The following is a 26,466-nucleotide window of genomic DNA, read 5'->3' as shown; positions in this document are numbered from 1 at the left end:
GCTTCACGAGAGGACTAGCTTCGCGATGACGACAGTCGAGGTACCGCACAGCTCGCGATCGGCGGTACTCACCGTGTCCGGAGTCATCGAAGAGACTTCCGACGCCCGGTCGCTGGTGTTCGAGATTCCCGCAGAACTGAAGGACAAGTTCGACTACAAGCCAGGTCAATTCCTGACCCTGCGCATCCCGAGCGATCAAACCGGCTCGGTCGCACGCTGCTACTCCCTGGCCAGTTCGCCCTTCACCGACGACGCCCCCAAGGTGACCGTCAAGCGAACCGTCGACGGCTACGGCTCCAACTGGTTGTGCGACAAGCTCCAGGTCGGCGACACCATCGAAGTGCTGCCGCCGTCAGGTGTCTTCACGCCCAAGTCGCTCGATCACGACTTCCTGCTCTTCGGTGCAGGTAGCGGAATCACTCCGGTGATCTCGATCCTCAAGTCCGCCCTCACGCAGGGCAGCGGCAACGTCGTGCTGATCTACGCGAATCGCGACGAAAAGTCCGTCATCTTCGGCGCCGAACTGCGCGAATTGGCAGCGCAACACCCCGGCCGCCTCACCGTGGTCCACTGGATCGAAACCGTGCAGGGACTCCCCGCCATCTCACAGTTGGCGACACTGGCCAAGCCATTTGTCGCGTACGAGGCCTTCATGTGCGGTCCAGGCCCCTTCATGGACGCCGTCCACAAGGCACTGGCAGAGGCCGGGATGCCCCGCACGCAGGTTCACGCCGAGGTCTTCAATTCACTCGCGGGCGACCCGTTCCGTGACGTCGAGGTAGCCGAGGTCTCCGACGAAGAAGCAGCCGACGCCGCAACCGTCGAAGTCGAACTGGACGGTGAAACCCACACCCTAGTCTGGCCGCGCAAGCAGACGCTCGTCGACATCATGCTCGCCAAGGGCCTCGACGTTCCGTACTCCTGCCAGGAAGGTGAGTGCGGGTCGTGTGCCTGCACCGTTACAGAAGGCGAAGTTCAGATGGACAACTCCGAAATCCTCGACGCCGAGGACGTGGCGAACGGCTACATCCTCGGCTGCCAGGCGAAGCCGATCACCGATCACCTGAAGATCGAGTTCTGAACCCTGCTTCGATGCATGACGGCCCCTGATTCCCTGCGGAATCGGGGGCTTTGTCATGTTCCGAGTCTCGCGAGTCATCTCCCGAGTCATCTTCTGAGTCCCTCCCCGAAACCCACGCAGGCGCCGTTGTGGGCAACCGCCACAGCGCAAGAATCAGTACGAGGGTCACGATCAGGAAACCCTCACGAAGGACCAACCCCAACGGCAGCAGGAGCGGCGACGTCTCGATGAACTGCTGTCCCATACTCGGCCCGCAGTAGACGAGCGCCAACCCCAGAGCGGCCGCACCGAACTGCAGCGGCGATCGAAGCCGAAAGAGAACCGTGACGGCAGCAGGCACGAGATACACCCAGTGGTGAATCCAGCTGATCGGCGAAATAATCGGCGCGCTCAATCCGATCACCAACGCCGCATCGACCGCATGCCCGACGCGATAGACATCTCGGGCGATCCAGAGCGCTACCACCGCGCACAGCACGGTCAGCGGCATCGCCAGAGACGCCGTCCAGGTGCCCAGGGCGGCAAGTCCGCCCTGCAGCGAACTGTTGCCGGCACTCGCGATCGCCTGCCCGCTCAAATCCACCCGGTCACTGAGGTTCCAGACGACGTCCGACCAGAAGGTCCAGCTGACGGCCGGGTCCACCACTGTTGCGACGGCAGTCGCCGCGGCAAATCCGATCGAACTCCAGATCGCGAGTCGCCACTGCTTCGTGACGACGAAGTAGACGATGAAGAGAGCCGGAGTCAGCTTGATCGCAGCCGCGACGCCGATCAGCAGTCCTCGCGGAAACCACCGGCCGAATCTCGAATCCTCCCGGCGAATCACGTCGAGCAGTACGAGCACCATCAGCACCAAGTTCACCTGGCCGAAGGAGATGTGCGCACTGACGATGGGAGTCACCGACACGGCGAGGACCAATGCCGCCATGACGAGCGGCCGCTTCGGGAGGCGAGCGGGAGTGAACCTCGCAACCGTCCACACCAATGCCGCGATGCACAAGCCCGACCACAGCAGATAGGCAGTCCACCAGTCGAAGAGAACAGTCGGCCAGAGGAAGATCACCGCGAATGGGGTGTACGTGAACGGCATACCCTCGTCGACGATCAACGGGCCGACAAGATTGCCCTCGTAGATGTTCGATCCCGCTGCGAACGCCTGGGCAGCGTAGCGGTAAACGAGAAAATCAACGGGTTCGACGGCTCGAACGGAGTACACGAGATAACACAGAGCTGCGACGCCGGCAGCGATCAGTGAACCGATTGTCACAATTCGAGACGCCTCGACACGGGTGGCGGGCATACCGAGAATCGTCCCACAACCTTCCGAGCGACACTTCGCTAGCGGGCCGCTCGGAAGTGTGCTCGCTCGTCTGCGGTCAGGTGTTCACACGCGTAGCTCAGCGCCGTGCGTCCCATGTCTGCTGCATTCGCTTCGAGGAACCCGGTCAACAAATCCCGATCCACCCGTTTGCCGACCTCGCGGAGCATCCAGCCCATCGCTTTCTGGGTCAGGTCCCGTCGATCACCCAGAACTTGCGCGGCGAGTTCGAGGGTGGTCGACGCGTCGCCGCAAGTAATGAACCCGTACGTCGTCAGCAGCGCCACCCGTCGTCGCCACAGGTCACCCGAATCGGAAAGCTCGAAGACCAGCCGACGATCTCGGTCGTACAACCAGCCGCCGAGGATCTGTCCGGCGGACGAATCCACGAGATCCCAATTGTTCACCCGCCCGTCCTCGACAGCACTGAGATAGAAGTCGGCGATGCGGGCGCGACTCTCGTCGTCGAAAAATTTTGGGCGACTGACTTTTTCGAATTGAGCGACCAGGATCAGCAGCCCGGCCAACCGGTGCTCGTGAACGTCGCTGTCGAGAAGGAGGCGTATCTGAGGCAACGCGAGGCCCACATGCTTCTTCACCACCGAACGCGTCTTCGGCACTCGCACTCCGATGAAGACGTCACCCTCGCCGTACTCCCCCGGCCCCGTCTTGAAGAACCGCTGAAGGTGGACGGCATCGGCGGGATCGGCGAGATCGGCCAACTGCTCGATCACGTCCTGGGCACTCGATTGCGTCACCCCAGAACCTTCTCACGAGTCGCCTGTGCTGACTCTTCGATTCTCAGCGTTCTCACACCGTGTGCCCTGCTCGGCCACAGGTCGGCAGACGACACTCGGGGACAGTCAGTGAAAGGACCACCCATGATCACCGCCGCTATCGCATTCACCACTCTCACCCTCATGGCACTCTCGGGACATATCGCGGCAAGCGCGCCGCGTGGGCTCGTGGCAATCCGGACGAATGGTCACAAATCTTGATATTCGAGCCTCCGCATCGACCCTAACTGCAACGCGAATGCAATTGGCGGAGAGTTGATCTCGATCTTCCGCGGGCGTGTACTACAGGTGGACACACTCTCGTCTTTGGAGGTCTCGTCATGAAGTCGTGGAATCGAATGCAAGATGCCGTCGCGGTGGTTCTCGGCGTCTTTGCGGCTCTCTCGCCGATGTGGCTCGACACCACCGATCGGGCAATGTGGTCACTCGTCGTCCTGGGTGTCCTGGTTGCACTGTCGGGTCTGGCACACATGGCACGTCCGGACATGGCCATGGCGGATTACGCGATGGGCGTTTTCGGCGTCTTGATGTTCGTTTCACCCTGGGTCATGAGCTTCGACGCTCTGCGCGGTGCGTCGTGGACAGCCTGGGTGGTCGGGGTCCTGACAGTTGTGGTCGCGGTGAGTGCGATGCCGGTGATGAGTGCGCGGATGCATCACGGGGGTCACGGCGGCGTAGCCGCCCATTGACAAAGCGGTTTGATCAGGCTTTGATCGCGCCCAACAACCGCCCGGCGTCGAAGGCTTCGGCGCTGGGCGGTAGCGCGCCCGGCCGCCCGCTCACAAATACCTCGACGGTTCCCGATCCCACGCCCGCGGCGCTGAGCCCGTCGATCCGCCGCAAAGTCTGTCGTGCAACGGCTTCCGCGCTGTCGAAGAGTGTGACGCCGGCGGGCAACCGCGCTGCGATTTCGTCGGCGAGCAGTGGGTAGTGAGTGCACCCGAGGACAACGCCGCTGACGTCGTCGGGCGTACGGGCAACCGCGGAATCGATGGCAGCAAGTGCGGCTGCGCGATCACCGAGATCTATCGAATCGGCCAGGCCGTGGCACGGCACCCCGACGACCTTGGCGCCGTTACCGAACTGCTCGATCAGATCGGCTTGGTACCGGCTGGCAGTTGTAGCGGCGGTCGCCCAGATCGCCACTGAATCGCACGCGGCGGCAGCGGGCTTGATCGCAGGCACGGTTCCGATGACGGGCACTTGCGGTCCGACGAGTTCGCGGACGTGCGGCAGCGCTGTGACGCTGGCGGTATTGCATGGAAGAACGATGACCTGAGCTCCACGATCGAGGCTCCGCCGCACCGCACCGAGGACCCGGTCGATGACCCACGGCTCTGGCTTGGGCCCCCACGGGGCGCCGTCCGGATCCAGGGACAGCACCAGATCGAGATCCGGGCGCAGGCGTCTGAGCCACGCAGAGGTAGGGAGCAGGCCCAGTCCCGAGTCGATGAGTGCAACGATCACCGCACAAATCTATCGTCTCGGAACCGGTCCTGCCTCATCCGTTCAAGCTGGTGTGGACTCCAACACGTCCGAGATGGGCGTGCCTGCCGCGATCTTTGCACGCATCTTCATCACGGCCCCCGCGCTACCTCCGCCGACGACAGCTGCCAACACACCGTCGCGCTCGTAGTAGGCGACGAACTTGCGGCCGTCGTCCTTGACGATGTGAACGGTATCCGTGGGTGCGACGGTCCCCAGAGCCTGGATCTTGACGTCGTACTGATCGCTCCAGAAGTACGGAACCTGCGCCGGCGCATCCGGATCACCCGTGCCGGTGATCGCACCTGCCAGGATCTTGGCCTGGTCCCCCGCGTTGGTCCAGTGTTCGACACGCTTGCGTCGATCACCGATCTGCCAGGACGCGACGTCGCCGACCGCCCAAACGTGTTCGGTGCTGGTGCGGCCGACGCCGTCGCAGAGCACTCCGTTGTCGAGTTCGATCCCCGAACCGTCGAGCCATCCCGTGACTGGCACCGAACCGACTCCGATCGCCACCACGTCGACCGGGATCTCCGAACCGTCGCTCAAGGTCGCGGCGGCAACCGCCCCCTCGCCGGACAGCGAGGTCAAGCCGGTGCCGACGCGGACGTCGATGCCCTCGTTCCGGTGCAGACGTTCGACGAGGGCGCCGACGACAGGACCCAGCACCGACGCCAGCGGTGTCGGTTGGGGTTCGAGCAGGACGACGTCGACGCCGTGAGACTTCATGCTCGCGGCCAGTTCACAGCCGATGAAGCCGGCCCCGACAATCAGCGCGCGCTTGCCGGGAGCCAAGTCGCCGCGAAGGGCCAACGCCTCCTCGATGGAGCGCAGAACGTGCACCCCAGACAGCTCTGGAAGGCCGGCAATCCGACGGGGAGTCAGTCCGGTCGCGATGATCAACTCGTCGTAGTCCAGGGTGGATCCGTCGGCGAACGCCACGGACTTCGCAGCAGTGTCCACCGAGGTTGCCGGCGAACCGAGCTTGAGGTCGACCTTGTTCTCGACGTAGAACTCTGCCGGGCGCAGTGTTGTCTCGTCCTTGTCACCGCGGATCACTTCCTTTGACAACGGAGGCCTGTCGTAGGGCAGATGCGTTTCCCCACCAGCGAGCGTCAACTCGCCGTCGAAGCCCGCTCGTCGTAGTTCCTCGACGGTCCGCAGTCCCGACAAACCCGCACCCACGATCACTATCCGTGCCACTACGTACCACCCTGTCCGACCCACGTCACTTGCAGCGCCCACTATGAACGCCGTCACCATTTGCCTCCGACTCTGCCATACCAAATGCCGGAGTAGGTGTGGTGCATCCCGCATGTCCACCTACCAGTCACTACAGTTGTAAGTACTTCAGACGCACGCACTGACACATGAGCAGGGAGCCCCCATGACCAGCGATTCCAGTGAAAAGAACAGCGTCCGATTCGGCGCCGACGGTGGCGCCGAACTAGTCAGCACCCAGGGCAAGACGATCATCGCCGACGCCGTGGTCGCCAAGATCGCCGGTATCGCGACCCGCGAGATCAACGGCGTGTACGACGTCGGCGGGGGCACAGCGCGTGCGGTGGGGGCACTTCGCGACCGCATACCGGGCGCCCGCGTCAACCACGCCCAGGGCGTGGCGGTGGAGGTGGGCGAGAAACAAGCCGCCATCGACATCGGAATTGTCGCCGAGTACGGCGTCGCACTCCACGAACTGGCGGTAGGTATCCGCCGAAACGTCATTGCCGCAGTCGAAAGCATGACGGGTCTCGAGGTCACCGAGGTCAACATCACCGTCTTCGACGTCATGCTCTTCGAGGATGCAGAGAGCGGTGGCAGTACCGATCCGGAAGCCAAGCCGAGGGTTCAGTGAGTACGGCCGACGCCGGCCGCGAGATCGACGCGGCCGAGGTTGTCGCCGACGCAGTTCTTGCGATCCCGGAAGTGGCAGATCTGCACGGCGGGCAGTTCGGCGAGGTGGGAACCTACCTCCCAGGACGCCGAATCACCGGCGTCGTCGTCGACGAAAACTCCTGTGCGGTACATATTTCCGTTCACTACCCGGCCGACGTTCGCAGCGTCGCCGAACGCGTCAGAGCTGTGGTGGCGCAGTTGGTCGACGTACCGGTCGACGTCACCGTCGGAGACTTGTCGACAGCGGGGTACCTGCCGGATATCTCCGAGAATGTAGTCACAGAAATTGCACCGAACATTCGAGAAGGGAACTGACATGAACAGCACCACCGTCGGACTGCTGGTCGGTCTACTCCTTGCGCTCGCCGGAATCATGGGTGGATTCAGCGGATTCGTCTTCGCAGTCCTGCTCGGCGCCGCCGGTATGGCGATCGGAGCACACCGCGACGGACATCTCGATCTCGGCGCGATCCTTCGAAGCCGTGGCCGTGGCTGAGCCAGTTGATTCGAGCGCGGCAGACGATCCCGGCCTACGCGGTTCGCTGGTCATCAAGGACCGGGCGATGGCCAAGATCGCCACGGCCGCAGCGGTAAACGTCCCCGGAGTGGTCCGCCAGTCCGGCGGTTTGACCCGCCTGACCGGACGCGACCTTCCGCGAGCGGACATCTCGATGGGCAGCGACGCCGTCGCCATCAACCTCTTTCTCGCCGTGTCCTGGCCGTGTTCGGTCACCGAACTGACCGGGCGCGTACGAGCGGAAGTCGGACGCAGCGTCGAGTCGCTGACCGGCCTGCCCCTCCACGACATGAACGTCATGATCGCGGCAACCGAGGGCACCGACGATTCTTGCGTTTCCGGCGTCGAGATCGCGGAAGACCCTGCACAGGAGGCGCTCTCGGATCCGATTCCACCGCGAGTTCCCTCCGCGAACCCGGCCGCCGCGGTCTCCGCCGTCGTCATCGCCTGCGGCCTACTCGCGCTCGCGTTCGTGGTCTCTCGCGAATGGTTCATCAACCGTGGAACTTTCGAATCGGCACCCTGGATCCGAAACTCCGTGGAATGGACGTCTCGTCTGCACTGGCAATCGTGGCTGCTTCCAGTGGCAATCGCTGCCGTCGTCGCAGGTGTGGTCCTCATCATGTCGGCGGTCAAACGCCGCGCTAAAACCCATGTCCCACTGGGCAACCCGGGCGCATCGACGGTATGGATGCGACCAACGGACATCGCACGTCTGTGCAGTAGCCACGCAGCGATCGTTCCCGGCGTCGGCTCGGCTCACACCAGCGTCGACCGCAAACACGTCAAAGTCCACGTCGAATCCACCGGTGGCGATCGCGCCCAACTTGCCGCGTCCGTCGATTCGGCAGTCCGGCCTCACCTCGCGATACTGCAGCAGCCACTGCAACTTTCGGTGGTCGTGAGAGAAGCTGCCGTACGACGAAAGGACGCCTCGTGAACCGTTGGATCTCCGCGGTCGATCGGACCATCGTCCTCATTGTCGGAATCGCGCTGCTTGCGGCCGGCACATACGCCATCGCGTGGGACGCGGGTGCCTCGCTGATTCGAACCTGGGTGTCACGACTTGATCGGGAAGTCCTCTTCGGCCTTCCGGAACAGCCTTGGTGGCACTGGGTCCTGTCTGGCACCTTTGTTCTCTGCGTCGTCACCGGTTTCGGGCTTTTGTACCTGAACCTTCGCCGGCGCCGAACGAGCGCGGTCACATTGCGGCACAACGAATCCGGTACCGACGTCAGCGTGGATCTCGGACCCGTTGCCGACGGTGTAGCTGCCGAACTAGCCCAGCTGAGCGGCGTGCGAAGCACCAGGAGCAAAGCGGCGATCGATCGCGGCCTGCCGACGCTGTCGATTGTCGTCACCGCAGACCCGGCGATCGACGTCGCCGGGTTCACCGCTTCGGCCGAACGCATCGCCGGCGCAACCAGGCGAAGCCTCGACGGCTCACCCGTCGCAGTGCAGGTTCTGTTGCATCTCGACCGGGTCGAAGCCACCAAGTAGGTAAGAAGCAAACAGGCACCTGATCACAGACCACTTGATAACAGACACAGAAAAGGCGCTCACTCCCCGAAGGGAATGAGCGCCTTTTCTAGTGCTGTGAATCAGCTAGCGAGACAAGAGTCTCACTTGATGATCTTGGCAACCTTGCCGGCGCCGACCGTACGGCCGCCTTCGCGAATTGCGAAGCGCAGGCCCTCGTCCATGGCGACAGGCTGGATGAGCTTGACGGACATCTCGGTGTTGTCACCGGGCATGACCATCTCGGTGCCCTCAGGCAGCGTCACGACGCCCGTAACGTCCGTGGTACGGAAGTAGAACTGCGGGCGGTAGTTGTTGAAGAACGGGGTGTGGCGGCCGCCCTCGTCCTTCGACAGGATGTATGCCTGGCCCTCGAACTCCGTGTGGGGAGTCGTGGTGCCCGGCTTGACGACAACCTGTCCACGCTCGACATCTTCGCGCTTGATGCCACGAACGAGCAGTCCGACGTTGTCGCCGGCCTGGCCCGAGTCGAGCAGCTTGCGGAACATTTCGATACCCGTGACGGTGGTCTTGGTGGAGGTCTCCTTGATGCCGACGATCTCCACCTCCTCGTTCACGTTGACCGAGCCGCGCTCGATACGACCGGTGACAACGGTGCCACGGCCGGTGATCGTGAAGACATCCTCGACGGGCATGAGGAAGGGCTTGTCCGTCTCGCGGACCGGGTCCGGGATGGACTCGTCGACAGCAGCCATCAGGTCGAGAATGGACTGCGTCCACTTCGGGTCACCCTCGAGTGCCTTGAGTGCCGAGATCGGAATGACGGGGGCTTCCTCGTCGAATTCCTGAGCGGCCAGCAGTTCGCGGACCTCCATCTCGACGAGCTCGAGGATCTCGTCGTCGTCAACCATGTCGGCCTTGTTCAGGGCGACGAGGATGTAAGGAACGCCGACCTGGCGAGCGAGCAGGACATGCTCGCGCGTCTGGGGCATCGGGCCGTCGGTAGCTGCGACGACGAGGATAGCGCCGTCCATCTGAGCTGCGCCGGTGATCATGTTCTTGATGTAGTCGGCGTGACCCGGTGCATCGACGTGCGCGTAGTGGCGCTTTTCCGTCTGGTACTCAACATGCGAGATGTTGATCGTGATGCCACGAGCCTTTTCCTCGGGAGCCTTGTCGATCTGATCGAAGGCCGAGGCCTCGTTCAGGTCGGGGAATGCATCCGCGAGAACCTTGGTGATGGCCGCCGTCGTCGTGGTCTTGCCGTGGTCGACGTGACCAATGGTGCCGATGTTCACGTGCGGCTTCGTCCGCTCGAACTTCGCCTTCGCCACTTTGTGTCCTCCTGGACTGTTGTTGCTTGCCGTATGCAGCAGTGCGGTTGGTTGTTACTTGGTCGTGCTTCGTGCCGGAAGAAACCGAGGTCACTTACCGGCGCGGGCTGGGGAGCTCGCTGTGCTTACTCGCCCGTCGCCTTGGCGATGATTTCCTTCGAGACGTTCGCGGGAACCTCTGCGTAGGAATCGAACACCATGGAGAAGTTCGCACGGCCCTGGGTCTTCGACCGCAGGTCACCGATGTAACCGAACATCTCCGAGAGCGGAACCAGCGCCTTCACGACACGGGCACCACTGCGTTCCTCCATGGCCTGGATCTGGCCACGGCGGGAGTTGAGGTCGCCGATCACGTCGCCCATGTATTCCTCGGGCGTTGTGACCTCGACAGCCATGAGCGGCTCGAGAATGACGGGGCCGGCCTTGCGGGCGGCTTCCTTCAGTGCCTGCGAACCGGCAACCTTGAACGCCATTTCCGAGGAGTCGACGTCGTGGTAAGCACCATCGAGCAGCGACAGCTTCAGGTTCACGAGCGGGTAGCCGGCGAGAACACCGTACTGCATCGCGTCCTGCGCACCGGCATCCACGGAGGGGATGTACTCGCGCGGGATACGTCCGCCGGAGACCTTGTTCTCGAACTCGTAGGTAGCACCGTCTTCGCCCACGAAAGGCTCCAGAGCGATGATGACCTTTGCGAACTGGCCCGAGCCACCCGTCTGCTTCTTGTGGGTGTAGTCGTGCTTCTCGACCTTCTTGGTGATGGTCTCGCGGTACGCAACCTGCGGCTTACCGACGTTCGCCTCGACCTTGAACTCGCGACGCATACGGTCGACGAGGATGTCGAGGTGGAGCTCGCCCATACCGCCGATGACGGTCTGGCCGGTCTCTTCGTCGAGTTCGACCGAGAAGGTCGGATCCTCTTCGGCCAGCTTCTGGATCGCGACGCCCAGCTTTTCCTGGTCGGACTTGGTCTTGGGCTCGATGGAGACCTGGATGACCGGCGCGGGGAACGACATCGACTCGAGGACGATGGGGCTCGCCTGATCGCACAAGGTGTCACCGGTGGTGGTGTCCTTGAGACCGATCATGGCGTAGATGTGGCCGGCTACGGCCTCGTCTACCGGGTTCTCCTTGTTGGCGTGCATCTGGAAGAGCTTTCCGATGCGCTCCTTCTTGCCCTTGGTTGCGTTGAGCACCTGAGCGCCCGGATCGATACGACCCGAGTACACGCGGACGAAGGTCAGCTTGCCGAAGAACGGGTGAGCAGCGATCTTGAAGGCGAGAGCCGAGAACGGCTCTTCCTTGCTCGGCTTGCGAGTGATCTCTACTTCTTCGTCACCGAGCTTGTGGCCGACGACCTCGCCGATGTCGAGCGGGTTCGGCAGGTAATCGATGACTGCGTCGAGCATGGGCTGAACGCCCTTGTTCTTGAACGCGGAGCCACAGATGACCGGGTACAGCTCGGAAGCGACCGTCATCTTGCGGATGGCGCCCTTGATTTCCTCAACCGTGAGCTCTTCGCCGCCGAAGTACTTCTCCATGAGAGCTTCGTCGGACTCGGCAACGGTTTCGAGCAGCTTCTCGCGGTACTCTGCAGCCTTCTCGACGAGGTCCGCGGGGATCTCTTCGATGGTCGGCAGTGCACCGGTCGGAACCACGCCGCGCCAGGTGATGGCACGCATCTCGACCAGGTCGACGACGCCGTCGAAGTCGTCCTCAGCGCCGATGGGCAGCTGGAGAACGAGCGGCTTCGCGCCGAGACGGTCGATGATGGTCTGGACTGTGAAGTAGAAGTCCGCGCCCATCTTGTCCATCTTGTTGACGAAGCAGATGCGCGGAACGTCGTACTTGGCAGCCTGACGCCAAACCTGCTCGGACTGCGGCTCGACACCTTCCTTACCGTCGAAGACAGCAACTGCGCCGTCGAGCACGCGCAGCGACCGCTCCACCTCGACCGTGAAGTCGACGTGGCCGGGGGTGTCGATGATGTTGATCTGGTTGTTGTTCCAGAAGCAAGTCACGGCGGCAGACGTGATCGTGATGCCGCGTTCCTTCTCCTGCTCCATCCAGTCCGTCGTCGACGCACCGTCGTGCGTCTCACCGATCTTGTAATTGACACCGGTGTAGAACAGGATGCGCTCGGTGGTGGTGGTCTTGCCGGCATCGATGTGCGCCATGATGCCGATGTTGCGGACCTTGTTCAGGTCAGTCAGCACTTCCTGTGCCACAGGTTTCTTCCCCGCTCGTTGCTTGGTTTTCGGGTGTCGGCCGTATCCGGTGTGTTCCACCGTCAAGGCCATGGTCTTTCAATTATGTCTCTGCCGAGGCGCACCTGGCCACCTGCGTCCGGAAACCGGCGAGATGATCAGGTTCGCCAACGGCGACAAGCGTCGGAGCCCCACCCGATGGCAGTTGCTCCGACGCTTTACATCACCAGCGGTAGTGGGCGAATGCCTTGTTGGCTTCGGCCATCTTGTGAGTGTCTTCGCGACGCTTCACAGCTGCACCGAGGCCATTGCTGGCATCGAGGAGCTCGTTGGCGAGACGCTCGACCATGGTCTTCTCACGACGTGCACGCGAGAAGGTGACCAGCCAGCGCAGTGCCAGCGTGGTGGAACGACCGGGACGAACCTCGACCGGCACCTGGTAGGTAGCGCCACCGACGCGGCGGCTACGAACCTCGAGTGCAGGCTTGACGTTGTCCAGGGCGCGCTTGAGGGTGACGACCGGATCGGTGCCGGTCTTCTCGCGTGCCTGCTCGAGAGCCTGGTACACGATTCGCTCTGCGGTGGACTTCTTGCCGTCCAGCAGGATCTTGTTGACGAGCTGCGTCACCAACGGGGAGCCGTAAACCGGGTCGTTGATGAGCGGGCGCTTCGGAGCGGGGCCCTTACGTGGCATTAGCTCTTCTCCTTCTTGGCGCCGTAGCGGCTGCGTGCCTGCTTGCGACCCTTGACACCCTGGGTGTCGAGGGAGCCGCGGATGATCTTGTAACGGACACCCGGGAGGTCCTTCACACGACCGCCACGGACGAGCACCATGGAGTGCTCCTGAAGGTTGTGACCTTCGCCGGGGATGTACGCGGTGACCTCGACCGAAGTCGTGAGGCGAACACGTGCGACCTTACGGAGCGCGGAGTTCGGCTTCTTGGGGGTGGTGGTGTACACGCGAGTGCACACGCCACGACGCTGCGGGCTGCCCTTGAGGGCTGCCGTCTTGACCTTGGCGGTCTTGTCGCGGCGACCCTTGCGGACCAGCTGGTTGATGGTTGGCATTTACCGGCTTTCTTGTGACGAACAGACTGCTCGAGCGAACTCGGGCCGTTCGAAAACGTGGCTGTTCTGAAATTAGGGATCTAGCAGTTGGAGCAAGAGAGCTGCTGCTCCTCACCCACCTCAGAGTCTGTACTCAGCACTTTCGCGCCGTGCACCACCCCCGAGGTCGGGCGTGTCGCATACCCCCACACAGGCAGCCGGATGCTCGTTCATCAGCAAATTCTGCTCGAACGCGCGCACGGCAATACCTAGCTAGGCACACAGATCGGCCCGGGCATGCCGGACACGACCCATAACGATACCTGTCGGCGCGCCACAAGGTCAAAGTGAGGCCCCGGTGATAGTGGCCTCATGCTCTGACCAGACACTCTGGCCGCATGCGCAGACCGCATAGCTGGACCAAGCAGTCAGAACGGTCGCGCTCAGATGCTCCGGTTCAACGTCAACCCGCCGAGCTTTGCCGCGGCCTCGCACGGATCCGCTCCGCCTTGCGGCTCGGTGACCCACCACCCGAACACTCCCCCGGCCGGCGCGCTCGCGCTCACCCCGCAACTCTGCGGATCGGCCGGCTGGCGGACCTGGTACCCGCCACTGCCGTTGATGTCGATCTTCGCCACCACGTATCCCAGATGTTCGAATGCAGCGCGCTCGTGATCGAGGGTGCCCGTCTCGAACCAATTGAAGGTGATCTTGATCGGACCCGCAGCCCCGATGCCGTCCCAACGGCAGATAGCGCCGAAGAACCCACGCCCGACGGCGTCGGCACCCACGGCGCCGGCGATCTGCTCGTCGGTGACCGCTTCGCATTCTTGGAGGACGTTCGCGAATTCCTGGCTGTCACTACCGCGGTAGCTGCCCTCCGCGCGGGGAGTCCCGGTGACCACCGAGCCGCAGCCCGTGAGTAGAACCATCGACCCCACCAGGGCGAGTCCGATCCTTACGCCCTTCACTGTGCCCTCGAAACTGTTTTTTCCATCAGATCCCGTGCCACCGCGCACGGATCAGTGGTCGGAGGCAACAAGCCGTAGGTGATCGACCAGTGCACGAAGTCTCCGCCGAAGGCGATACCCAGCTCGCACAACGAACCCGCTGTGGACGCGATGAAGCCCTGGTGACCACCGATCGTGATGTCGTCAGCGGGACGTCCGAGCAGGTCGGACCCTGCCCGTTCACGGCCGATCGGGCTTCCGCGGTACCAGGAGAAACTGACGCTCGGGCCGTTCGAACCGGCGACCTCCCATTGGCAACCGACGCCGTTGCGCGTCGTCGTCGCAAAAGTGCCGAGATTGAAGGCGTTGACAACTTCTTCGTCGGTCACCGAGCCGCATTCGGCGAACATCGGACCGGGAGCGGTGGGTGCGAGCGCCGGCGAAGTGGCGCCGCCCCCCGGCCGATCGGCAGACCCGTCGTCAGAGCTGCAGCCGACCACCGCCGAGAGCACGGCAGCCGAGACCAATACCGAAGTCCCGATCGAAGTGAGAGTGCGTGCGGCCATGGAGCCGACTGTACTTCTCGGTGGCCCCCGACACACGCCACGTACATGCCTCGCGCAGCGGCGGCGGACGCGCCGCTACCGATTCAGGGGGTTGCGACCGGTACCCGAACCAGCGTGGAATCCAATTGCGCCGCCCACTGTTTGACCACCTCGGTGCGCCGGCGCGAGTCGTCGGTGAGTACGTCAGCCAGCCCCAGCCCTCGGGCGAGGTCCAGTGTCGCCTGGACCAGGCGATGCGTCACCGGATCGGAGTCGTCGACACCCAGACTCTCGACGGCCATCCGGTGCGCGATGCGCCCGAACCGTTCCTCGAGGGGCAGCACGCGGGCACGCAGGTCGGGGTCGGAGGCGGCGGCCGTCCACACCTGCAGTGCTGCCTTGAAGAGGGTCCCGGTGTAGTACTCGACCAGCCGCGAAATGATCGCCTCGGTTCGTCCGGCTCCCACCGGAAGATCGGTCGATTCCTTTCGTGCCTGATCCATCCGGGCGTCGAACATCACCTCGAGCGCCGCGGTGATGAGGTCCTCGCGAGTCGGGAAGTGGTGCTGCATCGCACCTCTGGACACCCCGGCACGCTGCGCGACGACGCTCATCGTCGTTGCGCTCCATCCGAGTTCGGCGAGACATTCCACCGTCACTTCGAGCAGGTGGGAGCGCGTGACTCGACTTCGGTCCTGCTTGGGTTCTCGAGTCATCGCGCCGCCATCCCTTCTACTCCTGTGTTCCAGTGCTTCTGTGTTCCAGTGCGCAGTTTCTACTGCGCCCAGGCCGCTGGACGCTTCTGCAAGAAAGACATCATGCCCTCACGAGCCTCCTCGGACGAAAACAGCCGAGCCGACTGCGCGATCATCTCCTCGCCGTCCCGGTCGAATCCGGCCAGGACCGAACGCGTCGTGATCCACTTCGATTCGGCCAGCCCCTGCGGTGAACATTGGCGCAAGGTGCCGAGTAGTTCGGTGATCGACTCCCCCGTGTCCTGCGACGCGGCGGTGACGAGTCCGATGGATTCGGCCTCGTGCTGGCCGAACTTCTCTCCGGTGAGCAGGTAACGGCTCGCAGATCGTTGGTCGAGCCTCGGTAGGACCGTGAGCGAAATGATGGACGCTGCCAAACCCAACCGTGATTCCGTCACGGCGAAAGTACTCGCCGGTCCGGCCACGACGATGTCGCACGCCCCGACAAGACCCATGCCTCCGGCCCGGACGTGTCCGTCGATCCGCCCGATCACCGGCTTGGGAAGCTCGAGAATGCTGCGCAAGAGCGTCAACATTCCCCTCCCGCGCTCTTTGACGGTCTCCTCCGGTGATGCGGACGAACCGGAGGCCTCACTGAGATCGGCTCCCGCACAGAATGTTCCACCGGTGTGGGTGAGCACCACCGCTCGAACTTCCGGATCGGCGGCCGCTGACGTCAGCCCAGCCTGCAACTCCGTGACCAACCGCGCCGAGATCGCATTGCGGTTGTGTGGTGAGTCGAGAGTGATCGTGGCCGCACCGCCCGCTACTTCGTACCGTACGTATGGCTTGTCCTCGTCCGTCATGGTTCGCCCTTTCTCGTGAGACCGTCTAGTAAGACCGCGGCAGACCGAGGGAATGCTGCGAGACGAAGTTGAGGATCATCTCGCGACTGACCGGGGCAACGCGGGCGATACGTGCCGCGCCGAGCATGGCAGCCAGTCCGTATTCCTTCGTCAGACCTGCGCCGCCGTGCGTCTGAATCGCTTGATCGAGTGCCTTGATGCTGGCCTCGGCGGCCGCGTACTTCGCCATGTTCGCGGCTTCGGCAGCACCGAAATCGTCACCGCTGTCGTAGAGCACCGCGGCCTTCTGCATCATCAGCTTGGCGAGTTCGAGTTCGATCTTCACCTGCGCGAGAGGGTGCGAAATACCCTGGTGCGCACCGATCGGCGTCTTCCACACCGTTCGCTCGTTGGCGAACTTCACCGCAGCGTTGAGGGCGTAACGGCCCATACCGATCGCCATCGACGCACCCAGAATGCGCTCCGGATTGAGGCCGGCGAACAACTGCATCAGGGCGGCATCAGCTTCACCGACCAGAGCGTCGGCCGGCAGGCGCACGTCGTCGAGGAACAGGATGAACTGGTGGTCCGGTTCGATGATGTCCATCTCCATCTGCGTCTTCACGAATCCGGGAGAATCCGTGGGGACGATGAACAGAGCGGGCTTGAGCTTGCCGGTCTTGGAGTCCTCGGTGCGCGCGACGATGAGAACCGCATCAGCCTGATCGACACCCGAGATGTAAATCTTGTTGCCGCTCAGGATCCAGTCGTCGCCATCCCTGCGTGCCGTCGTGGTGATCTGATGAGAGTTGGAACCCGCGTCGGCCTCGGTGATTCCGAACGCCATGATCTTGGAGCCGTCGGCGAGGCTGGGTAGCCACTGCTGCTTCTGCTCCGCCGTGCCGTACTTGCCGATGATGGTGCCGCAAATGGCCGGGGATACGACAACCAGAAGCAGACCGGCGCCCTGTGCCGCCAATTCCTCCTGCACCAGCGCGAGTTCGTAGATACCGGCACCGCCGCCGCCGTATTCCTCCGGCAGGTTGACGCCCAGGAATCCGAGTTTGCCCGCCTCGTTCCACAATTCGGTGAGCGGCTCACCCTTGCGCGCCTTTGGCAGCACGTAGTCGACGTAGTTGAAGCGCTCACCCAGTTTGGAAACGGATGCCCGCAGTTCCTTCTGCTCTTCGGTTTCGATGAAACTCATCATGCTTCCTCTTCTGTAGCGGGTTCTTCCACACGTGCGAGTACCGATCCGACCTCGACCTGCTGGCCGACAGCGACCGGAAGTTCCACCAGGACACCGGCAGTCGGCGCGGTGACGGTGTGTTCCATCTTCATGGCCTCTAGCCACAGAATCGGCTGGCCGGCAGTGACGGTGTCACCGAGTGCGGCACCGAGGCGGATAACCGATCCCGGCATCGGAGCGAGCAACGAACCGGCCGCGACTTCCGCCGACGGATCCACGAAGCGCGGTGCTGCCGTCAACGCGACGGGCCCCAGCGAGGAGTCGACAAAAATCTCACTCCCGTAGGCCGCCACGTCGAACGAACGCCGTACTCCGCTCTGCTCGAGCACGACTCGGGCAGCAGTTGCCGATACCAGGCTCACGTCGTCGAAGCCTTCTGCGCTCAGCACCCCGCTTCGGCTCAGGGAGTATCGGATGTCGTAGTCGCCCGACGCAGTGGAGTAGCTCTTGCTCTGCGGCTGCGACGGGAGGTTGCGCCACCCGCTGGGCAAGCGGCCGATGACGCGCGCCGACGCCCGGTTGTGAGCGGCATCGGCAAGTGCCGCCGCCAGCGCCGAAAGCCTTTCGGCGTCGGTGTCGGCCAGAGGCGTTGACAACTTCTCGAGGTCATGGGTCTCGAAGAACGCCGTATCGGTGTCTCCGGCAATGAAGGCCGGGTGGCCCAGGACGTTGACGAGCAGGTCCCGGTTGGTACGCAGGCCGTGAATCCTGGTGCGCGCCAGCGTCGATCCGAGTAGCCGCGCAGCTGCCGTTCTGGTCGGCGCATACGAGATGACCTTGGCCAGCATCGGATCGTAGTGGACGCCCACAACACTGCCGTCAACGACGCCGGAATCGAGCCGAACGCCCGGCTCGCGCAGAACACTGAATTCTGCCACGTCACCGGGCAACTCGATGTGGTGAACGGTTCCACTCTGCGGCTGCCAGTTCTTGGCGGGATCCTCGGCGTACAGGCGCACCTCGATCGAATGCCCACGGATCTCCGGCTGTTCGTCCGGAAGTACTTCACCTGAAGCGACCTGCAATTGCAGTTCCACCAGATCGAGGCCGGTGGTGCACTCCGTGACCGGATGCTCTACCTGCAAACGGGTGTTCATTTCCAGGAAGAAGAAGTCGCCTTTTTCGTCAGCCAGGAATTCAACGGTTCCTGCGCCTTCGTAACCGATGGCGTTGGCTGCGAGCCGCGAGGCGTCGAAGAGCTTGTCGCGCATGGCGGGGATGCGTTGCACGAGCGGCGACGGTGCCTCTTCGACGACCTTCTGGTGTCGACGCTGGATCGAGCACTCGCGCTCCCCCACCGCCCACACGCCGCCGTGCCGGTCGGCCATGACCTGAACCTCGATGTGCCGACCGGTCTCGAGGTAGCGCTCGCAGAAGACCGTCGGGTCGCCGAAGGCGGACTGCGCCTCACGCCGCGCCGCTTCCAGTTCGCCGTCCAGCGCCGACAATTCACGAACGACACGCATTCCGCGTCCGCCGCCGCCCGCCGACGCTTTGATGAGCACCGGAAGATGAGCGTCGGTCACCGCAGCGGGATCGAGTTCGGACAGCACCGGAACTCCGGCCGCGTCCATGATCTTCTTGGACTCGACCTTCGATCCCATGAGCTCGATGGATTCGACGGGCGGACCGATCCACGTCAGCCCCGCGTCGATGACGCTGCGCGCGAACTCCGCGTTCTCGGAGAGGAATCCGTAGCCGGGGTGAATCGCGTCGGCGCCCGAAGCCTTGGCGGCGGCGACGATGAGCTCACCCCGCAGGTAGGTCTCGGCAGGCGTGTTACCCGGCAGCCGAACGGACGCGTCGGCTTCGGCGACGTGCGGACTGTCGGCATCTGCGTCGGAAAATACCGCGACCGTGCCGATTCCGTTCCTGCGGCAGGTTGCAAAGACACGGCGGGCGATTTCGCCACGATTGGCGACCAGTACAAAAGTGATTGTCACGGCGTGCCTCACATACGGAAGACGCCGAAGTTCTCGGTGCCTTCGATCGGGGCGGTGGCAATGGCCGACAGGCACATTCCCACCACGGTGCGGGTGTCTCGGGGATCGATGACGCCGTCGTCGTACAGACGCCCGGACAGGAACATCGGAAGTGACTCGGCCTCGATCTGGTTCTCGATCATCGCGCGCATACCGGCATCAGCCTGCTCGTCGAAAACCTGGCCGCGGGCCTCGGCAGCAGCGCGTCCCACGATGGAGATGACGCCGGCGAGCTGCGCACCACCCATGACGGCGGACTTGGAACTGGGCCAGGCAAAGAGGAATCGCGGATCGAACGCCCGTCCGCACATGCCGTAGTGACCGGCGCCGTACGACGCTCCGAGCAGGATCGAGATGTGCGGAACCTTGGAGTTGGCAACCGCATTGATCATCATCGATCCATGCTTGATCATGCCGCCCTCCTCGTATTCCTTACCCACCATGTAGCCGGTGGTGTTGTGCAGGAACAGCAACGGCGTGTTGGAACGGTTGGCGAGCTGGATGAACTGCGTGGCCTTCTGGGATTCCTCGCTGAAGAGCACTCCACGTGCGTTGGCCAGGATGCCGATCGGGTAGCCGTTCAGCTCCGCCCAGCCGGTCACGAGAGAGGAACCGTAGAGCGGCTTGAACTCGTCGAAGTCAGAACCGTCGACGATACGGGCGATGACCTCACGCGGATCGAACGGGATCTTCAGGTCGGCCGGAACGATGCCGAGCAACTCTTCCGGATCCTCGAGCGGTTCGATGATCTCGGCGCGGGGTGCCGGCCCCTTCTTGGTCCAGTTGAGCCGCTTGACGATCGAGCGACCGATGCGGATCGCGTCCTGCTCGTCGGCGGCGAAGTAGTCGGCCAGGCCGGACTTGCGAGCGTGCATTTCGGCGCCGCCGAGTGCCTCGTCGTCGGATTCCTCACCGGTGGCCATCTTGACCAGCGGCGGGCCAGCGAGGAACACCTTGGAGCGTTCCTTGATCATCACGACGTGGTCGGACATGCCCGGGATGTACGCGCCGCCGGCCGTCGAGTTACCGAAGACCAGTGCAATGGTGGGGATTCCGGCTGCGGACAGCTGAGTGAGGTCACGGAACATCCGGCCACCGGGAATGAACACCTCTTTCTGCGTCGGCAAGTCTGCGCCACCGGACTCGACGAGCGAGATCACCGGAAGGCGATTCTGCATCGCGATGTCGTTCGCGCGGAATCCCTTACGCAGCGTCCATGGATTGCTGGTGCCGCCGCGCACGGTGGGATCGTTGGCGACGATCAGGCATTCGACACCTTCGACGACGCCGATACCGACCACGGTGCTGGCGCCGACCGGGAAGTCACTCCCCCACGCAGCGAGGGGGCACAGTTCGAGAAACGGGGAATCCTGATCGAGCAGAAGCTCGATCCGCTCGCGTGCCAGGAGCTTTCCCCGCTTGTGGTGACGCTCGGTGTACTTCTCGCCACCGCCCGCCAACGCCTTGGCGTGCTCGACCTCGATCTCGGCGAGCTTGGTGTTCATGGTCGATGTTGCGGTCTGGTACACCTCGGAATTGGTGTCCAGTGTTGACCGAATGACACTCATGACTGATACCCCAATCGCTTGGCCGCGAGGCCGGTGAGGATTTCGGTGGTTCCGCCACCGATTCCCAGAATTCGCATGTCCCGGTACTGCCTCTCCACTTCACTTTCCTGCATGTATCCGAGGCCGCCGAACAGCTGAACGGCTTGGTTCGCAACCCATTCACCCGTTTCGACCGCCGTGTTCTTGGCGAAGCACACCTCAGCGATCAGATCGCCGTCACCGGCCATGTACCGCTCGATCACCGAGTGCGTGTACACCTTGGCGACGTCGATCTTGCGGGCCATCTCGGTGACGGTGTTCTGCACGGCCTGCCGACTGATCAGTGGGCGTCCGAAAGTCTCGCGGGCGCGGCACCATTCGAGGGTCAACTCGAGGCATCGCTCGGCACTGGCATACGCCTGCGCAGCGAGGGCGACGCGCTCGGAAACGAAGGCCTGCGCGATCTGCGCGAAGCCGCTGTTCTCTGCCCCGACCAGATTCTCCACCGGAACCCGGGCGTCGACGAAGGACAGCTCCGCGGTATCCGATGCACGCCAGCCCATCTTCTCGAGTTTGCGCGAGACCGTGAATCCCGGTGTGCCCTTCTCGATCACGAGCAGCGAGACGCCACCCGCGCCAGGGCCACCGGTACGCACGGCCGTGACGACGAAGTCTGCGCGAACACCGGAGGTGATGAACGTCTTCGCGCCGTTGACTACGTAATGGTCGCCGTCGCGCTTGGCTGTGGTTGTCAGGTGTCCGACGTCGCTGCCTCCGCCGGGTTCGGTGATGGCGAGCGAGCCGATCTTGTCGCCGCGCAGGGTCGGCTTGACCCACTTCTCGATCTGCGCCTCGTCGCCGGCCGCGATCAGGTGCGGCACCGCGATGCCGCAGGTGAACAGCGAGGCGAACAGCCCGCCCGACGCACCAGCCTGATGCATCTCCTCACAGATCACGATGGAGTCGACGGCGTCGCCGCCCTCACCGCCCGCCGATTCGGGCGCACTGGCCCCGAGGAGGCCGAGAGCGCCTGCCTTGCGGTGCAATTCGCGCGGAATCTCGCCGTCGCGCTCCCACTGCGTCAGATGCGGCAGAATCTCCTGGTTCACGAATCCGCGTACGGTCTCGCGAAGCGCAAGCCTTTCCGGTGTGGTCCACACGGTCACCGTGAATCCTCTTTCTCGTCAGTTACGGGGAGTAGCGAAATCGGGATGTCGATGTGGCGCGAGCGCAGCCATTCACCAATTCCCTTGGCCTGCGGATCGAACCGCGCCTGCGAGGCCACACCCTGACCGAGAATTCCCTCGATCACGAAGTTGACGGCACGAAGGTGCGGCAGCTGGTAGCGAGTGACGTTCAGGTCTGCTGCTTCCGGTAGCAGTTCCTTGAGCATTTCGACGGTCAGAGTGTGCGCCAACCACTTCCACTGCTCGTCTGTGCGAACCCAGACTCCGACGTTGGCGTTTCCACCCTTGTCTCCACTGCGCGCACCGGCGATAGTGCCGAGCGGCACCGAGAGCGAAGACTGAGGCGGCAAGGGCTGCGGCCGCTCGGGTTCGTCGACCGGTTCGAGGTCCTGCGTCAGCGTCGACGGAGCGATGTCCACGCGAGTGCCGTCTGGAAGTACGGCAACGTGAGGCACCGATCCCGCGTCGACGTAGCCGGGGGTGAACACCCCGTACGGTTGGCCGTTGCTCGGCGGAGCGGTCAGCGAGAAGCCTGGGTAACTGGCAAGCGCCATTTCCACCGCAACCGCAGAGAAGGGACGACCGATCACCTTGGGGTCGGAGTCGCGAACCACGCAGCGCAGTAACGCACTCGCGGTTTCCTCGGTGTCGGAATCCGGGTGATCCGTGCGAGCGAGAGTCCAGACCAGTTCGGCCGGCTTCTTTGTCAGCCAGGATTCGAGTTGAGTCTTCGCCAGATCAGCCTTGGCCTCGATGTCGAGACCGGTGAGAATGAAAGTGGCCTCGTTGCGGAACCCGGCCAGCGTGTTCAGCGAGACCTTGTACTGCGGCGGCGGGGCCTCTCCCGTGACGCCGCTGATCAGCACCCGATCCGGGCCTTCCTGGGTGAGCACCGCGTTGTCGATGCGGGTGGTCACGTCCGGGCCTGCGTAGCGTCCACCCGTGATCTCGTACAACAGCTGCGCCGTCACGGTGCCGACGCTCACCTCGCCGTCCGTTCCGGCGTGCTTGGTGATGACCGAAGATCCGTCCGCGTTGATCTCAGCAATCGGGAAGCCTGGCCGGCCCAGATTCGGAACCTCTGTGAAGAACGCGTAGTTGCCGCCGGTGGCCTGGGTTCCGCACTCGATGACGTGGCCCGCTGCGACAGCACCGGCCAGCTGATCGAAATCATCTCGCTTCCAACCGAAGTGATGAGCGGCTGGACCGACGATCACCGACGCGTCGGTGACACGTCCGGTGACCACGACATCGGCGTCGGCCGACAATGCTTCGACGATGCCCCAGGCGCCGAGGTACGCGTTGGCCGTCAGCGGGGAGCCGAGTCCGAGTTCGTCTGCCCGAGAGACCAGATCGTCGCCCTCGACGTGGGCGATCTTCGCGTTCAACCCCAGCTTGGTGTTGACCTCGCGCAGCGCATCGGCCAGGCCGGCGGGATTGAGACCGCCTGCATTCGCGACAATCTTCACGCCCTTGTCGAGCGCGAGGCCGAGGGTGTCTTCCACCTGCCGCAGGAACGTCTTCGCGTAGCCGAGCGACGGGTCCTTCATCCGATCCCGGCCGAGGATCAACATCGTCAGTTCGGCCAGGTAGTCGCCGGTCAGGTAGTCGAGTTCGCCGCCCTCGAGCATCTCGCGCATCGCCGAGACGCGATCGCCGTAGAAACCGGAACAGTTACCGATCCGTACCGAACTCATTTATCCACCTCCGCTTCTCGTCCCTCGCGGCCGGATCCGACGGCAGCTCGTCCCTCGCCGCTGGGCCCCGCGAACGCCTGCGCGAACCCGAGCCACTCGTCTGCGTCGGCGCCCACGGCGACCAGGTCGAGATCAGCGCGATTGGCCCGCTGAGTGACCAGCAAGCAGAAGTCCAATGCCGATCCGGTCACCTTCTGCGGCGCATCTTCCGGCCCCCAGGTCCAAAGCGACCCGTCCGGCGCGGTCAACTCAACCCGGAAATCCTCGGCGGGCGGCGTCTTTTCATTGACCGAGTACGCGAAGTTCCGCGTCCGTACACCCAGGTGAGCGATGTTCTTGATGCGCGCCGTCGGGGCGCGTTCGGCGCCAAGGGCATCGGCGACGTCCTGTCCGTGTGCCCACGTCTCCATCAACCGCGCGGTTGCCATGGAGACTCCGCCCATGGGCGGGCCGTACCAGGGAAACTTGGTGCCGGCCGGCGCTGCGGTGAGCGCCTCGACGAGAGCAGTGCGCCCCGCTCGCCAATCGGCCAGCAACTCCGCAGGCGGGCGGGCAGCCTGCTCGGCCGCACCGTCGTCGACGAACCCCGCCGGATTCACGAATGCCGCCTTCAACTGCTCCGCGAACCCGTCCGGGTCGGTAATCGCAAGGATCGCGGCACTGTCCGTCCAGTGCAGGTGCCCGATCTGATGCGCGATTGTCCACCCTTCCGCAGGCGTCAGTGTCGCCCACTTCTCCTCGGGCAGATCTGCAACCAGGGCATCGAGGCTCTCGCCTTCGGCCCGCAAGTCATCGATGAACGTCTGAAGTTCGGCCATGCGACCAGCATCACACTCGCACCCATAAAAATCAAGCACGAATGATTGTTATTGCGAATTCTTGTGGTGAGAGACTTAGCTCAACCGCCATCGACTACCAGGAGCACCCATGAGCGACGCCGTACTGATCTCGCGAACCGGCGATGTGGTTACGTGGACCCTCAATCGTCCGGACACCCGCAACGCGATCTCCGAGATCGACATGATCGAAGCTCTCGAAGACGCGGTCACCGCGGTGAACCGAGATCAGAGTGTGCGCGCAGTCATCCTCACGGGAGCCGGGTCAGCCTTCTCCTCCGGTGGCAACGTCAAACACATGCGAGACAAGGAAGGCATGTTCGGTGGCGCGCCCGGCGAGATCCGCCAGGGCTACCGGCATGGCATCCAGCGCATTCCACTCGCGCTGTACACGTGTGAGGTGCCGACCATCGCAGCCGTCAACGGACCCGCCATCGGAGCGGGCTGCGATCTCTCGCTCATGTGCGACCTCCGCATCGGGTCGACGGCGGCGGTCTTCGCCGAGAGCTTCGTCAAGGTAGGACTCATCCCCGGCGACGGCGGAGCGTGGCTACTCCCCCGCGCGATCGGCAACGCTCGCGCCGCCGAGATGGCATTCACCGGCGAACCGATCGATGCGGCGAAGGCACTCGACTGGGGGCTGGTCTCGCAAGTCACCGAGCCCGAGGAATTGCTCTCCGCAGCGCATGCCCTGGCAGCGCGGGTAGCGGCCAATCCCCCGCAAGTACTCCGGATGACCAAGAAACTGCTTCGCGAGGGCCAGCACCAAAGCCTCGAGAGCCTGCTCGAACTCTCGGCCGCCATGCAGTCGATCGCCCATCACACCCGCGATCACCACGAAGCCGTCGCGGCCATGCTCGAACGTCGTAGTCCTGAGTTCACCGGAGAATGAAGACCGGCAGTCAGCTACTGCCGGTCGGCGCAGTCCTCACCTCTATACTGTCGCTCCAGTTCGGAGCGGCATTCGCGACTACACTGTTCTCGCAGATCGGACCTGCCGGCGCCACGACGCTGCGACTGACGATCGCCGCGATCATCCTCGGCGTCGTCCGCCCGCGATGGAGCCGGTGGTCGAACCGACAGCGCAAGGGTATCTTCGCGCTGGGCATCGCCCTCGCCGTGATGAACGGTGCCTTCTACCTCGCCCTCGAGACGGTGCCCATCGGCACCGCCGTCACCATCGAGTTCCTCGGACCGCTCACCCTGGCCGCAGTTCTGTCTCGTCGGTGGGCCGACGGAGCATGGGTGCTGCTCGCCTTCGGCGGAGTGTTGCTGCTGGGGCTGGGCGATCACGGCGAATCCGGTTTGGACCCGATCGGGGTGATGTTCGCGTTGATCGCCGCTGCCGCGTGGGCCGGCTACATCGTGGCCGGCTCCCACCTGGCAGCGACGCTCCCGAGCGCCGACGGGTTGGCGGGCGCAAGCATCGTCGCAGCGGTATTGACGCTCCCCTTCGGCATCGTCTCCGGCGGGAGTGAACTGCTGGATCCGAGGATGCTCGCCGCCGGCGCGGCCGTCGCCATCCTCTCGTCCGTCATCCCGTACAGCTTGGAAATGTGGGCGTTGCGATCCTTGGCCAAGAAAGTCTTTGCTGTCCTCATCGCCCTCGAACCCGCTGCGGCGGCGCTGGCCGGAGTTCTCGTGATCGGGCAAACGCTCGATGCGTTCACACTCGTGGCCATCGGACTGGTGGTAACCGCGGGTGTCGGGACGGTCGTCATGAATCGAAAACCCACACCGAAATAGTCCAGGTACCGTCAGAGCACGTCATT

27 protein-coding genes are annotated in these 26,466 nt (G+C 63.6%); 9 read left to right on the top strand and 18 right to left on the bottom strand.

The genetic code is table 11. The annotated features are described in order from the left end of the window. Nucleotides 1-25: 25 nt before the first annotated feature. On the top strand, nt 26-1,081 hold the full coding sequence (locus ACSW29_RS10145; RefSeq protein WP_317825186.1) for a ferredoxin--NADP reductase: 1,056 nt from the start codon (nt 26-28) through the stop codon (nt 1,079-1,081). Here ACSW29_RS10145 and ACSW29_RS10140 read toward each other — a convergent pair. After that, complete coding sequence (locus ACSW29_RS10140; RefSeq protein ID WP_448277151.1) at nt 1,053-2,381, bottom strand: glycosyltransferase 87 family protein; 1,329 nt, start codon at nt 2,379-2,381, stop codon at nt 1,053-1,055. The genes ACSW29_RS10145 and ACSW29_RS10140 overlap by 29 nt on opposite strands. Nucleotides 2,382-2,419: 38 nt before the next feature. Continuing rightward, complete coding sequence (locus tag ACSW29_RS10135; protein WP_448277150.1) at nt 2,420-3,157, bottom strand: DNA alkylation repair protein; 738 nt, start codon at nt 3,155-3,157, stop codon at nt 2,420-2,422. A gap of 359 nt (nt 3,158-3,516) precedes the next feature. On the opposite strand from ACSW29_RS10135, the gene ACSW29_RS10130 reads away from it, so the two are divergent. Continuing rightward, entirely contained in the window at nt 3,517-3,885 is a 369-nt protein-coding gene (locus ACSW29_RS10130; protein WP_448277149.1) for an SPW repeat domain-containing protein, read from the top strand. 13 nt (nt 3,886-3,898) lie between these two features. Here the strand turns inward: ACSW29_RS10130 and ACSW29_RS10125 are convergent, their stop codons facing one another. Next, a complete protein-coding gene (locus ACSW29_RS10125; protein WP_230812185.1) occupies nt 3,899-4,663 on the bottom strand; it encodes a glutamate racemase in 765 nt (254 codons plus the stop codon). Between the two features lie 42 nt (nt 4,664-4,705). Further along, the gene (locus ACSW29_RS10120) at nt 4,706-5,944 is read right to left on the bottom strand and encodes an NAD(P)/FAD-dependent oxidoreductase (protein ID WP_411742501.1); all 1,239 of its coding nucleotides are present in this window, start codon (nt 5,942-5,944) and stop codon (nt 4,706-4,708) included. 124 nt (nt 5,945-6,068) lie between these two features. On the opposite strand from ACSW29_RS10120, the gene ACSW29_RS10115 reads away from it, so the two are divergent. From ACSW29_RS10115 to ACSW29_RS10095, 5 genes are read left to right on the top strand one after another with little or no spacing between them, the layout of a single operon-like run. Next, nucleotides 6,069-6,536, top strand: a complete 468-nt coding sequence (locus ACSW29_RS10115; protein WP_003941912.1) for an Asp23/Gls24 family envelope stress response protein — start codon at nt 6,069-6,071, stop codon at nt 6,534-6,536. After that, nucleotides 6,533-6,892: a hypothetical protein gene (locus ACSW29_RS10110; protein WP_317825182.1), complete on the top strand. Its 360-nt coding sequence runs from the start codon at nt 6,533-6,535 to the stop codon at nt 6,890-6,892. The genes ACSW29_RS10115 and ACSW29_RS10110 overlap by 4 nt, the downstream gene beginning before the upstream one ends. 1 nt (nt 6,893) lies before the next feature. Then, nucleotides 6,894-7,073: a hypothetical protein gene (locus ACSW29_RS10105; RefSeq protein WP_003942043.1), complete on the top strand. Its 180-nt coding sequence runs from the start codon at nt 6,894-6,896 to the stop codon at nt 7,071-7,073. Beyond that, complete coding sequence (locus ACSW29_RS10100) at nt 7,060-8,034, top strand: DUF6286 domain-containing Asp23/Gls24 family envelope stress response protein (protein WP_411742500.1); 975 nt, start codon at nt 7,060-7,062, stop codon at nt 8,032-8,034. Before ACSW29_RS10105 ends, ACSW29_RS10100 begins: the two co-directional genes overlap by 14 nt. Beyond that, the gene (locus ACSW29_RS10095) at nt 8,031-8,594 is read left to right on the top strand and encodes a hypothetical protein (protein WP_347871430.1); all 564 of its coding nucleotides are present in this window, start codon (nt 8,031-8,033) and stop codon (nt 8,592-8,594) included. Before ACSW29_RS10100 ends, ACSW29_RS10095 begins: the two co-directional genes overlap by 4 nt. Before the next feature lie 122 nt (nt 8,595-8,716). On the opposite strand, the gene tuf is transcribed toward ACSW29_RS10095, so the two are convergent. From tuf to ACSW29_RS10025, 14 genes are all read right to left on the bottom strand, one after another. Continuing rightward, nucleotides 8,717-9,907, bottom strand: a complete 1,191-nt coding sequence (gene tuf, locus ACSW29_RS10090) for an elongation factor Tu (RefSeq protein WP_019744283.1) — start codon at nt 9,905-9,907, stop codon at nt 8,717-8,719. A 125-nt stretch (nt 9,908-10,032) separates the two neighbouring features. Beyond that, on the bottom strand, nt 10,033-12,135 hold the full coding sequence (gene fusA, locus ACSW29_RS10085) for an elongation factor G (protein WP_003942073.1): 2,103 nt from the start codon (nt 12,133-12,135) through the stop codon (nt 10,033-10,035). A 202-nt stretch (nt 12,136-12,337) separates the two neighbouring features. Then, entirely contained in the window at nt 12,338-12,808 is a 471-nt protein-coding gene (rpsG, locus tag ACSW29_RS10080) for a 30S ribosomal protein S7 (protein WP_003941856.1), read from the bottom strand. Next, on the bottom strand, nt 12,808-13,182 hold the full coding sequence (gene rpsL, locus ACSW29_RS10075) for a 30S ribosomal protein S12 (protein WP_003941908.1): 375 nt from the start codon (nt 13,180-13,182) through the stop codon (nt 12,808-12,810). The genes rpsG and rpsL overlap by 1 nt, the downstream gene beginning before the upstream one ends. Nucleotides 13,183-13,604: 422 nt before the next feature. Next, nucleotides 13,605-14,093 (bottom strand): DUF3558 domain-containing protein, encoded by a 489-nt coding sequence (locus ACSW29_RS10070; RefSeq protein WP_230812179.1) that lies wholly within the window; start codon nt 14,091-14,093, stop codon nt 13,605-13,607. A gap of 35 nt (nt 14,094-14,128) precedes the next feature. After that, on the bottom strand, nt 14,129-14,677 hold the full coding sequence (locus ACSW29_RS10065; RefSeq protein WP_317825179.1) for a DUF3558 domain-containing protein: 549 nt from the start codon (nt 14,675-14,677) through the stop codon (nt 14,129-14,131). An 83-nt stretch (nt 14,678-14,760) separates the two neighbouring features. Further along, the gene (locus ACSW29_RS10060) at nt 14,761-15,372 is read right to left on the bottom strand and encodes a TetR/AcrR family transcriptional regulator (RefSeq protein WP_003942008.1); all 612 of its coding nucleotides are present in this window, start codon (nt 15,370-15,372) and stop codon (nt 14,761-14,763) included. Nucleotides 15,373-15,431: 59 nt separating this feature from the next. Continuing rightward, nucleotides 15,432-16,217, bottom strand: a complete 786-nt coding sequence (locus ACSW29_RS10055; protein ID WP_317825178.1) for an enoyl-CoA hydratase family protein — start codon at nt 16,215-16,217, stop codon at nt 15,432-15,434. 25 nt (nt 16,218-16,242) lie between these two features. Next, entirely contained in the window at nt 16,243-17,403 is a 1,161-nt protein-coding gene (locus ACSW29_RS10050) for an acyl-CoA dehydrogenase family protein (protein ID WP_029536739.1), read from the bottom strand. Further along, on the bottom strand, nt 17,403-19,388 hold the full coding sequence (locus tag ACSW29_RS10045) for an acetyl/propionyl/methylcrotonyl-CoA carboxylase subunit alpha (protein WP_448277148.1): 1,986 nt from the start codon (nt 19,386-19,388) through the stop codon (nt 17,403-17,405). The genes ACSW29_RS10050 and ACSW29_RS10045 overlap by 1 nt, the downstream gene beginning before the upstream one ends. Nucleotides 19,389-19,396: 8 nt before the next feature. Next, complete coding sequence (locus ACSW29_RS10040) at nt 19,397-20,995, bottom strand: acyl-CoA carboxylase subunit beta (protein WP_019744291.1); 1,599 nt, start codon at nt 20,993-20,995, stop codon at nt 19,397-19,399. Then, nucleotides 20,992-22,140, bottom strand: coding sequence for an acyl-CoA dehydrogenase family protein (locus ACSW29_RS10035; protein WP_007728404.1), 1,149 nt, complete (start codon nt 22,138-22,140; stop codon nt 20,992-20,994). The genes ACSW29_RS10040 and ACSW29_RS10035 overlap by 4 nt, the downstream gene beginning before the upstream one ends. After that, nucleotides 22,137-23,858, bottom strand: coding sequence for an acyclic terpene utilization AtuA family protein (locus ACSW29_RS10030; RefSeq protein WP_448277147.1), 1,722 nt, complete (start codon nt 23,856-23,858; stop codon nt 22,137-22,139). The genes ACSW29_RS10035 and ACSW29_RS10030 overlap by 4 nt, the downstream gene beginning before the upstream one ends. Further along, a complete protein-coding gene (locus tag ACSW29_RS10025; protein ID WP_448277146.1) occupies nt 23,855-24,676 on the bottom strand; it encodes a TIGR03084 family metal-binding protein in 822 nt (273 codons plus the stop codon). The genes ACSW29_RS10030 and ACSW29_RS10025 overlap by 4 nt, the downstream gene beginning before the upstream one ends. Nucleotides 24,677-24,785: 109 nt before the next feature. Between ACSW29_RS10025 and ACSW29_RS10020 the strand changes: the two genes are divergently transcribed. Continuing rightward, complete coding sequence (locus ACSW29_RS10020) at nt 24,786-25,586, top strand: crotonase/enoyl-CoA hydratase family protein (RefSeq protein WP_230812173.1); 801 nt, start codon at nt 24,786-24,788, stop codon at nt 25,584-25,586. Then, nucleotides 25,583-26,440 (top strand): EamA family transporter, encoded by an 858-nt coding sequence (locus ACSW29_RS10015; RefSeq protein ID WP_448277145.1) that lies wholly within the window; start codon nt 25,583-25,585, stop codon nt 26,438-26,440. The genes ACSW29_RS10020 and ACSW29_RS10015 overlap by 4 nt, the downstream gene beginning before the upstream one ends. The last annotated feature ends 26 nt before the right edge of the window (nt 26,441-26,466 follow it).

This window comes from Rhodococcus sp. GB-02, assembly GCF_053470465.1.
Note: the sequence above shows the minus strand (reverse complement) of the source record. Positions and strands in the feature narration are given on the sequence as shown.

What these genes read in the sequence shown, in the direction of transcription:
- ACSW29_RS10140 (WP_448277151.1), bottom strand. Translation starts at nt 2,381, where the DNA reads ATGCCCGCCACCCGTGTCGAGGCGTCTCGAATTGTGACAATCGGTTCA.
- ACSW29_RS10025 (WP_448277146.1), bottom strand. Translation starts at nt 24,676, where the DNA reads ATGGCCGAACTTCAGACGTTCATCGATGACTTGCGGGCCGAAGGCGAG.
- ACSW29_RS10115 (WP_003941912.1), top strand. Translation starts at nt 6,069, where the DNA reads ATGACCAGCGATTCCAGTGAAAAGAACAGCGTCCGATTCGGCGCCGAC.
- rpsG (WP_003941856.1), bottom strand. Translation starts at nt 12,808, where the DNA reads ATGCCACGTAAGGGCCCCGCTCCGAAGCGCCCGCTCATCAACGACCCG.
- ACSW29_RS10015 (WP_448277145.1), top strand. Translation starts at nt 25,583, where the DNA reads ATGAAGACCGGCAGTCAGCTACTGCCGGTCGGCGCAGTCCTCACCTCT.
- ACSW29_RS10055 (WP_317825178.1), bottom strand. Translation starts at nt 16,217, where the DNA reads ATGACGGACGAGGACAAGCCATACGTACGGTACGAAGTAGCGGGCGGT.
- ACSW29_RS10070 (WP_230812179.1), bottom strand. Translation starts at nt 14,093, where the DNA reads ATGGTTCTACTCACGGGCTGCGGCTCGGTGGTCACCGGGACTCCCCGC.
- ACSW29_RS10050 (WP_029536739.1), bottom strand. Translation starts at nt 17,403, where the DNA reads ATGAGTTTCATCGAAACCGAAGAGCAGAAGGAACTGCGGGCATCCGTT.
- ACSW29_RS10065 (WP_317825179.1), bottom strand. Translation starts at nt 14,677, where the DNA reads ATGGCCGCACGCACTCTCACTTCGATCGGGACTTCGGTATTGGTCTCG.
- ACSW29_RS10040 (WP_019744291.1), bottom strand. Translation starts at nt 20,995, where the DNA reads ATGAGTGTCATTCGGTCAACACTGGACACCAATTCCGAGGTGTACCAG.
- ACSW29_RS10130 (WP_448277149.1), top strand. Translation starts at nt 3,517, where the DNA reads ATGAAGTCGTGGAATCGAATGCAAGATGCCGTCGCGGTGGTTCTCGGC.
- ACSW29_RS10030 (WP_448277147.1), bottom strand. Translation starts at nt 23,858, where the DNA reads ATGAGTTCGGTACGGATCGGTAACTGTTCCGGTTTCTACGGCGATCGC.
- ACSW29_RS10020 (WP_230812173.1), top strand. Translation starts at nt 24,786, where the DNA reads ATGAGCGACGCCGTACTGATCTCGCGAACCGGCGATGTGGTTACGTGG.
- ACSW29_RS10105 (WP_003942043.1), top strand. Translation starts at nt 6,894, where the DNA reads ATGAACAGCACCACCGTCGGACTGCTGGTCGGTCTACTCCTTGCGCTC.
- ACSW29_RS10145 (WP_317825186.1), top strand. Translation starts at nt 26, where the DNA reads ATGACGACAGTCGAGGTACCGCACAGCTCGCGATCGGCGGTACTCACC.
- ACSW29_RS10120 (WP_411742501.1), bottom strand. Translation starts at nt 5,944, where the DNA reads ATGGTGACGGCGTTCATAGTGGGCGCTGCAAGTGACGTGGGTCGGACA.
- ACSW29_RS10060 (WP_003942008.1), bottom strand. Translation starts at nt 15,372, where the DNA reads ATGACTCGAGAACCCAAGCAGGACCGAAGTCGAGTCACGCGCTCCCAC.
- rpsL (WP_003941908.1), bottom strand. Translation starts at nt 13,182, where the DNA reads ATGCCAACCATCAACCAGCTGGTCCGCAAGGGTCGCCGCGACAAGACC.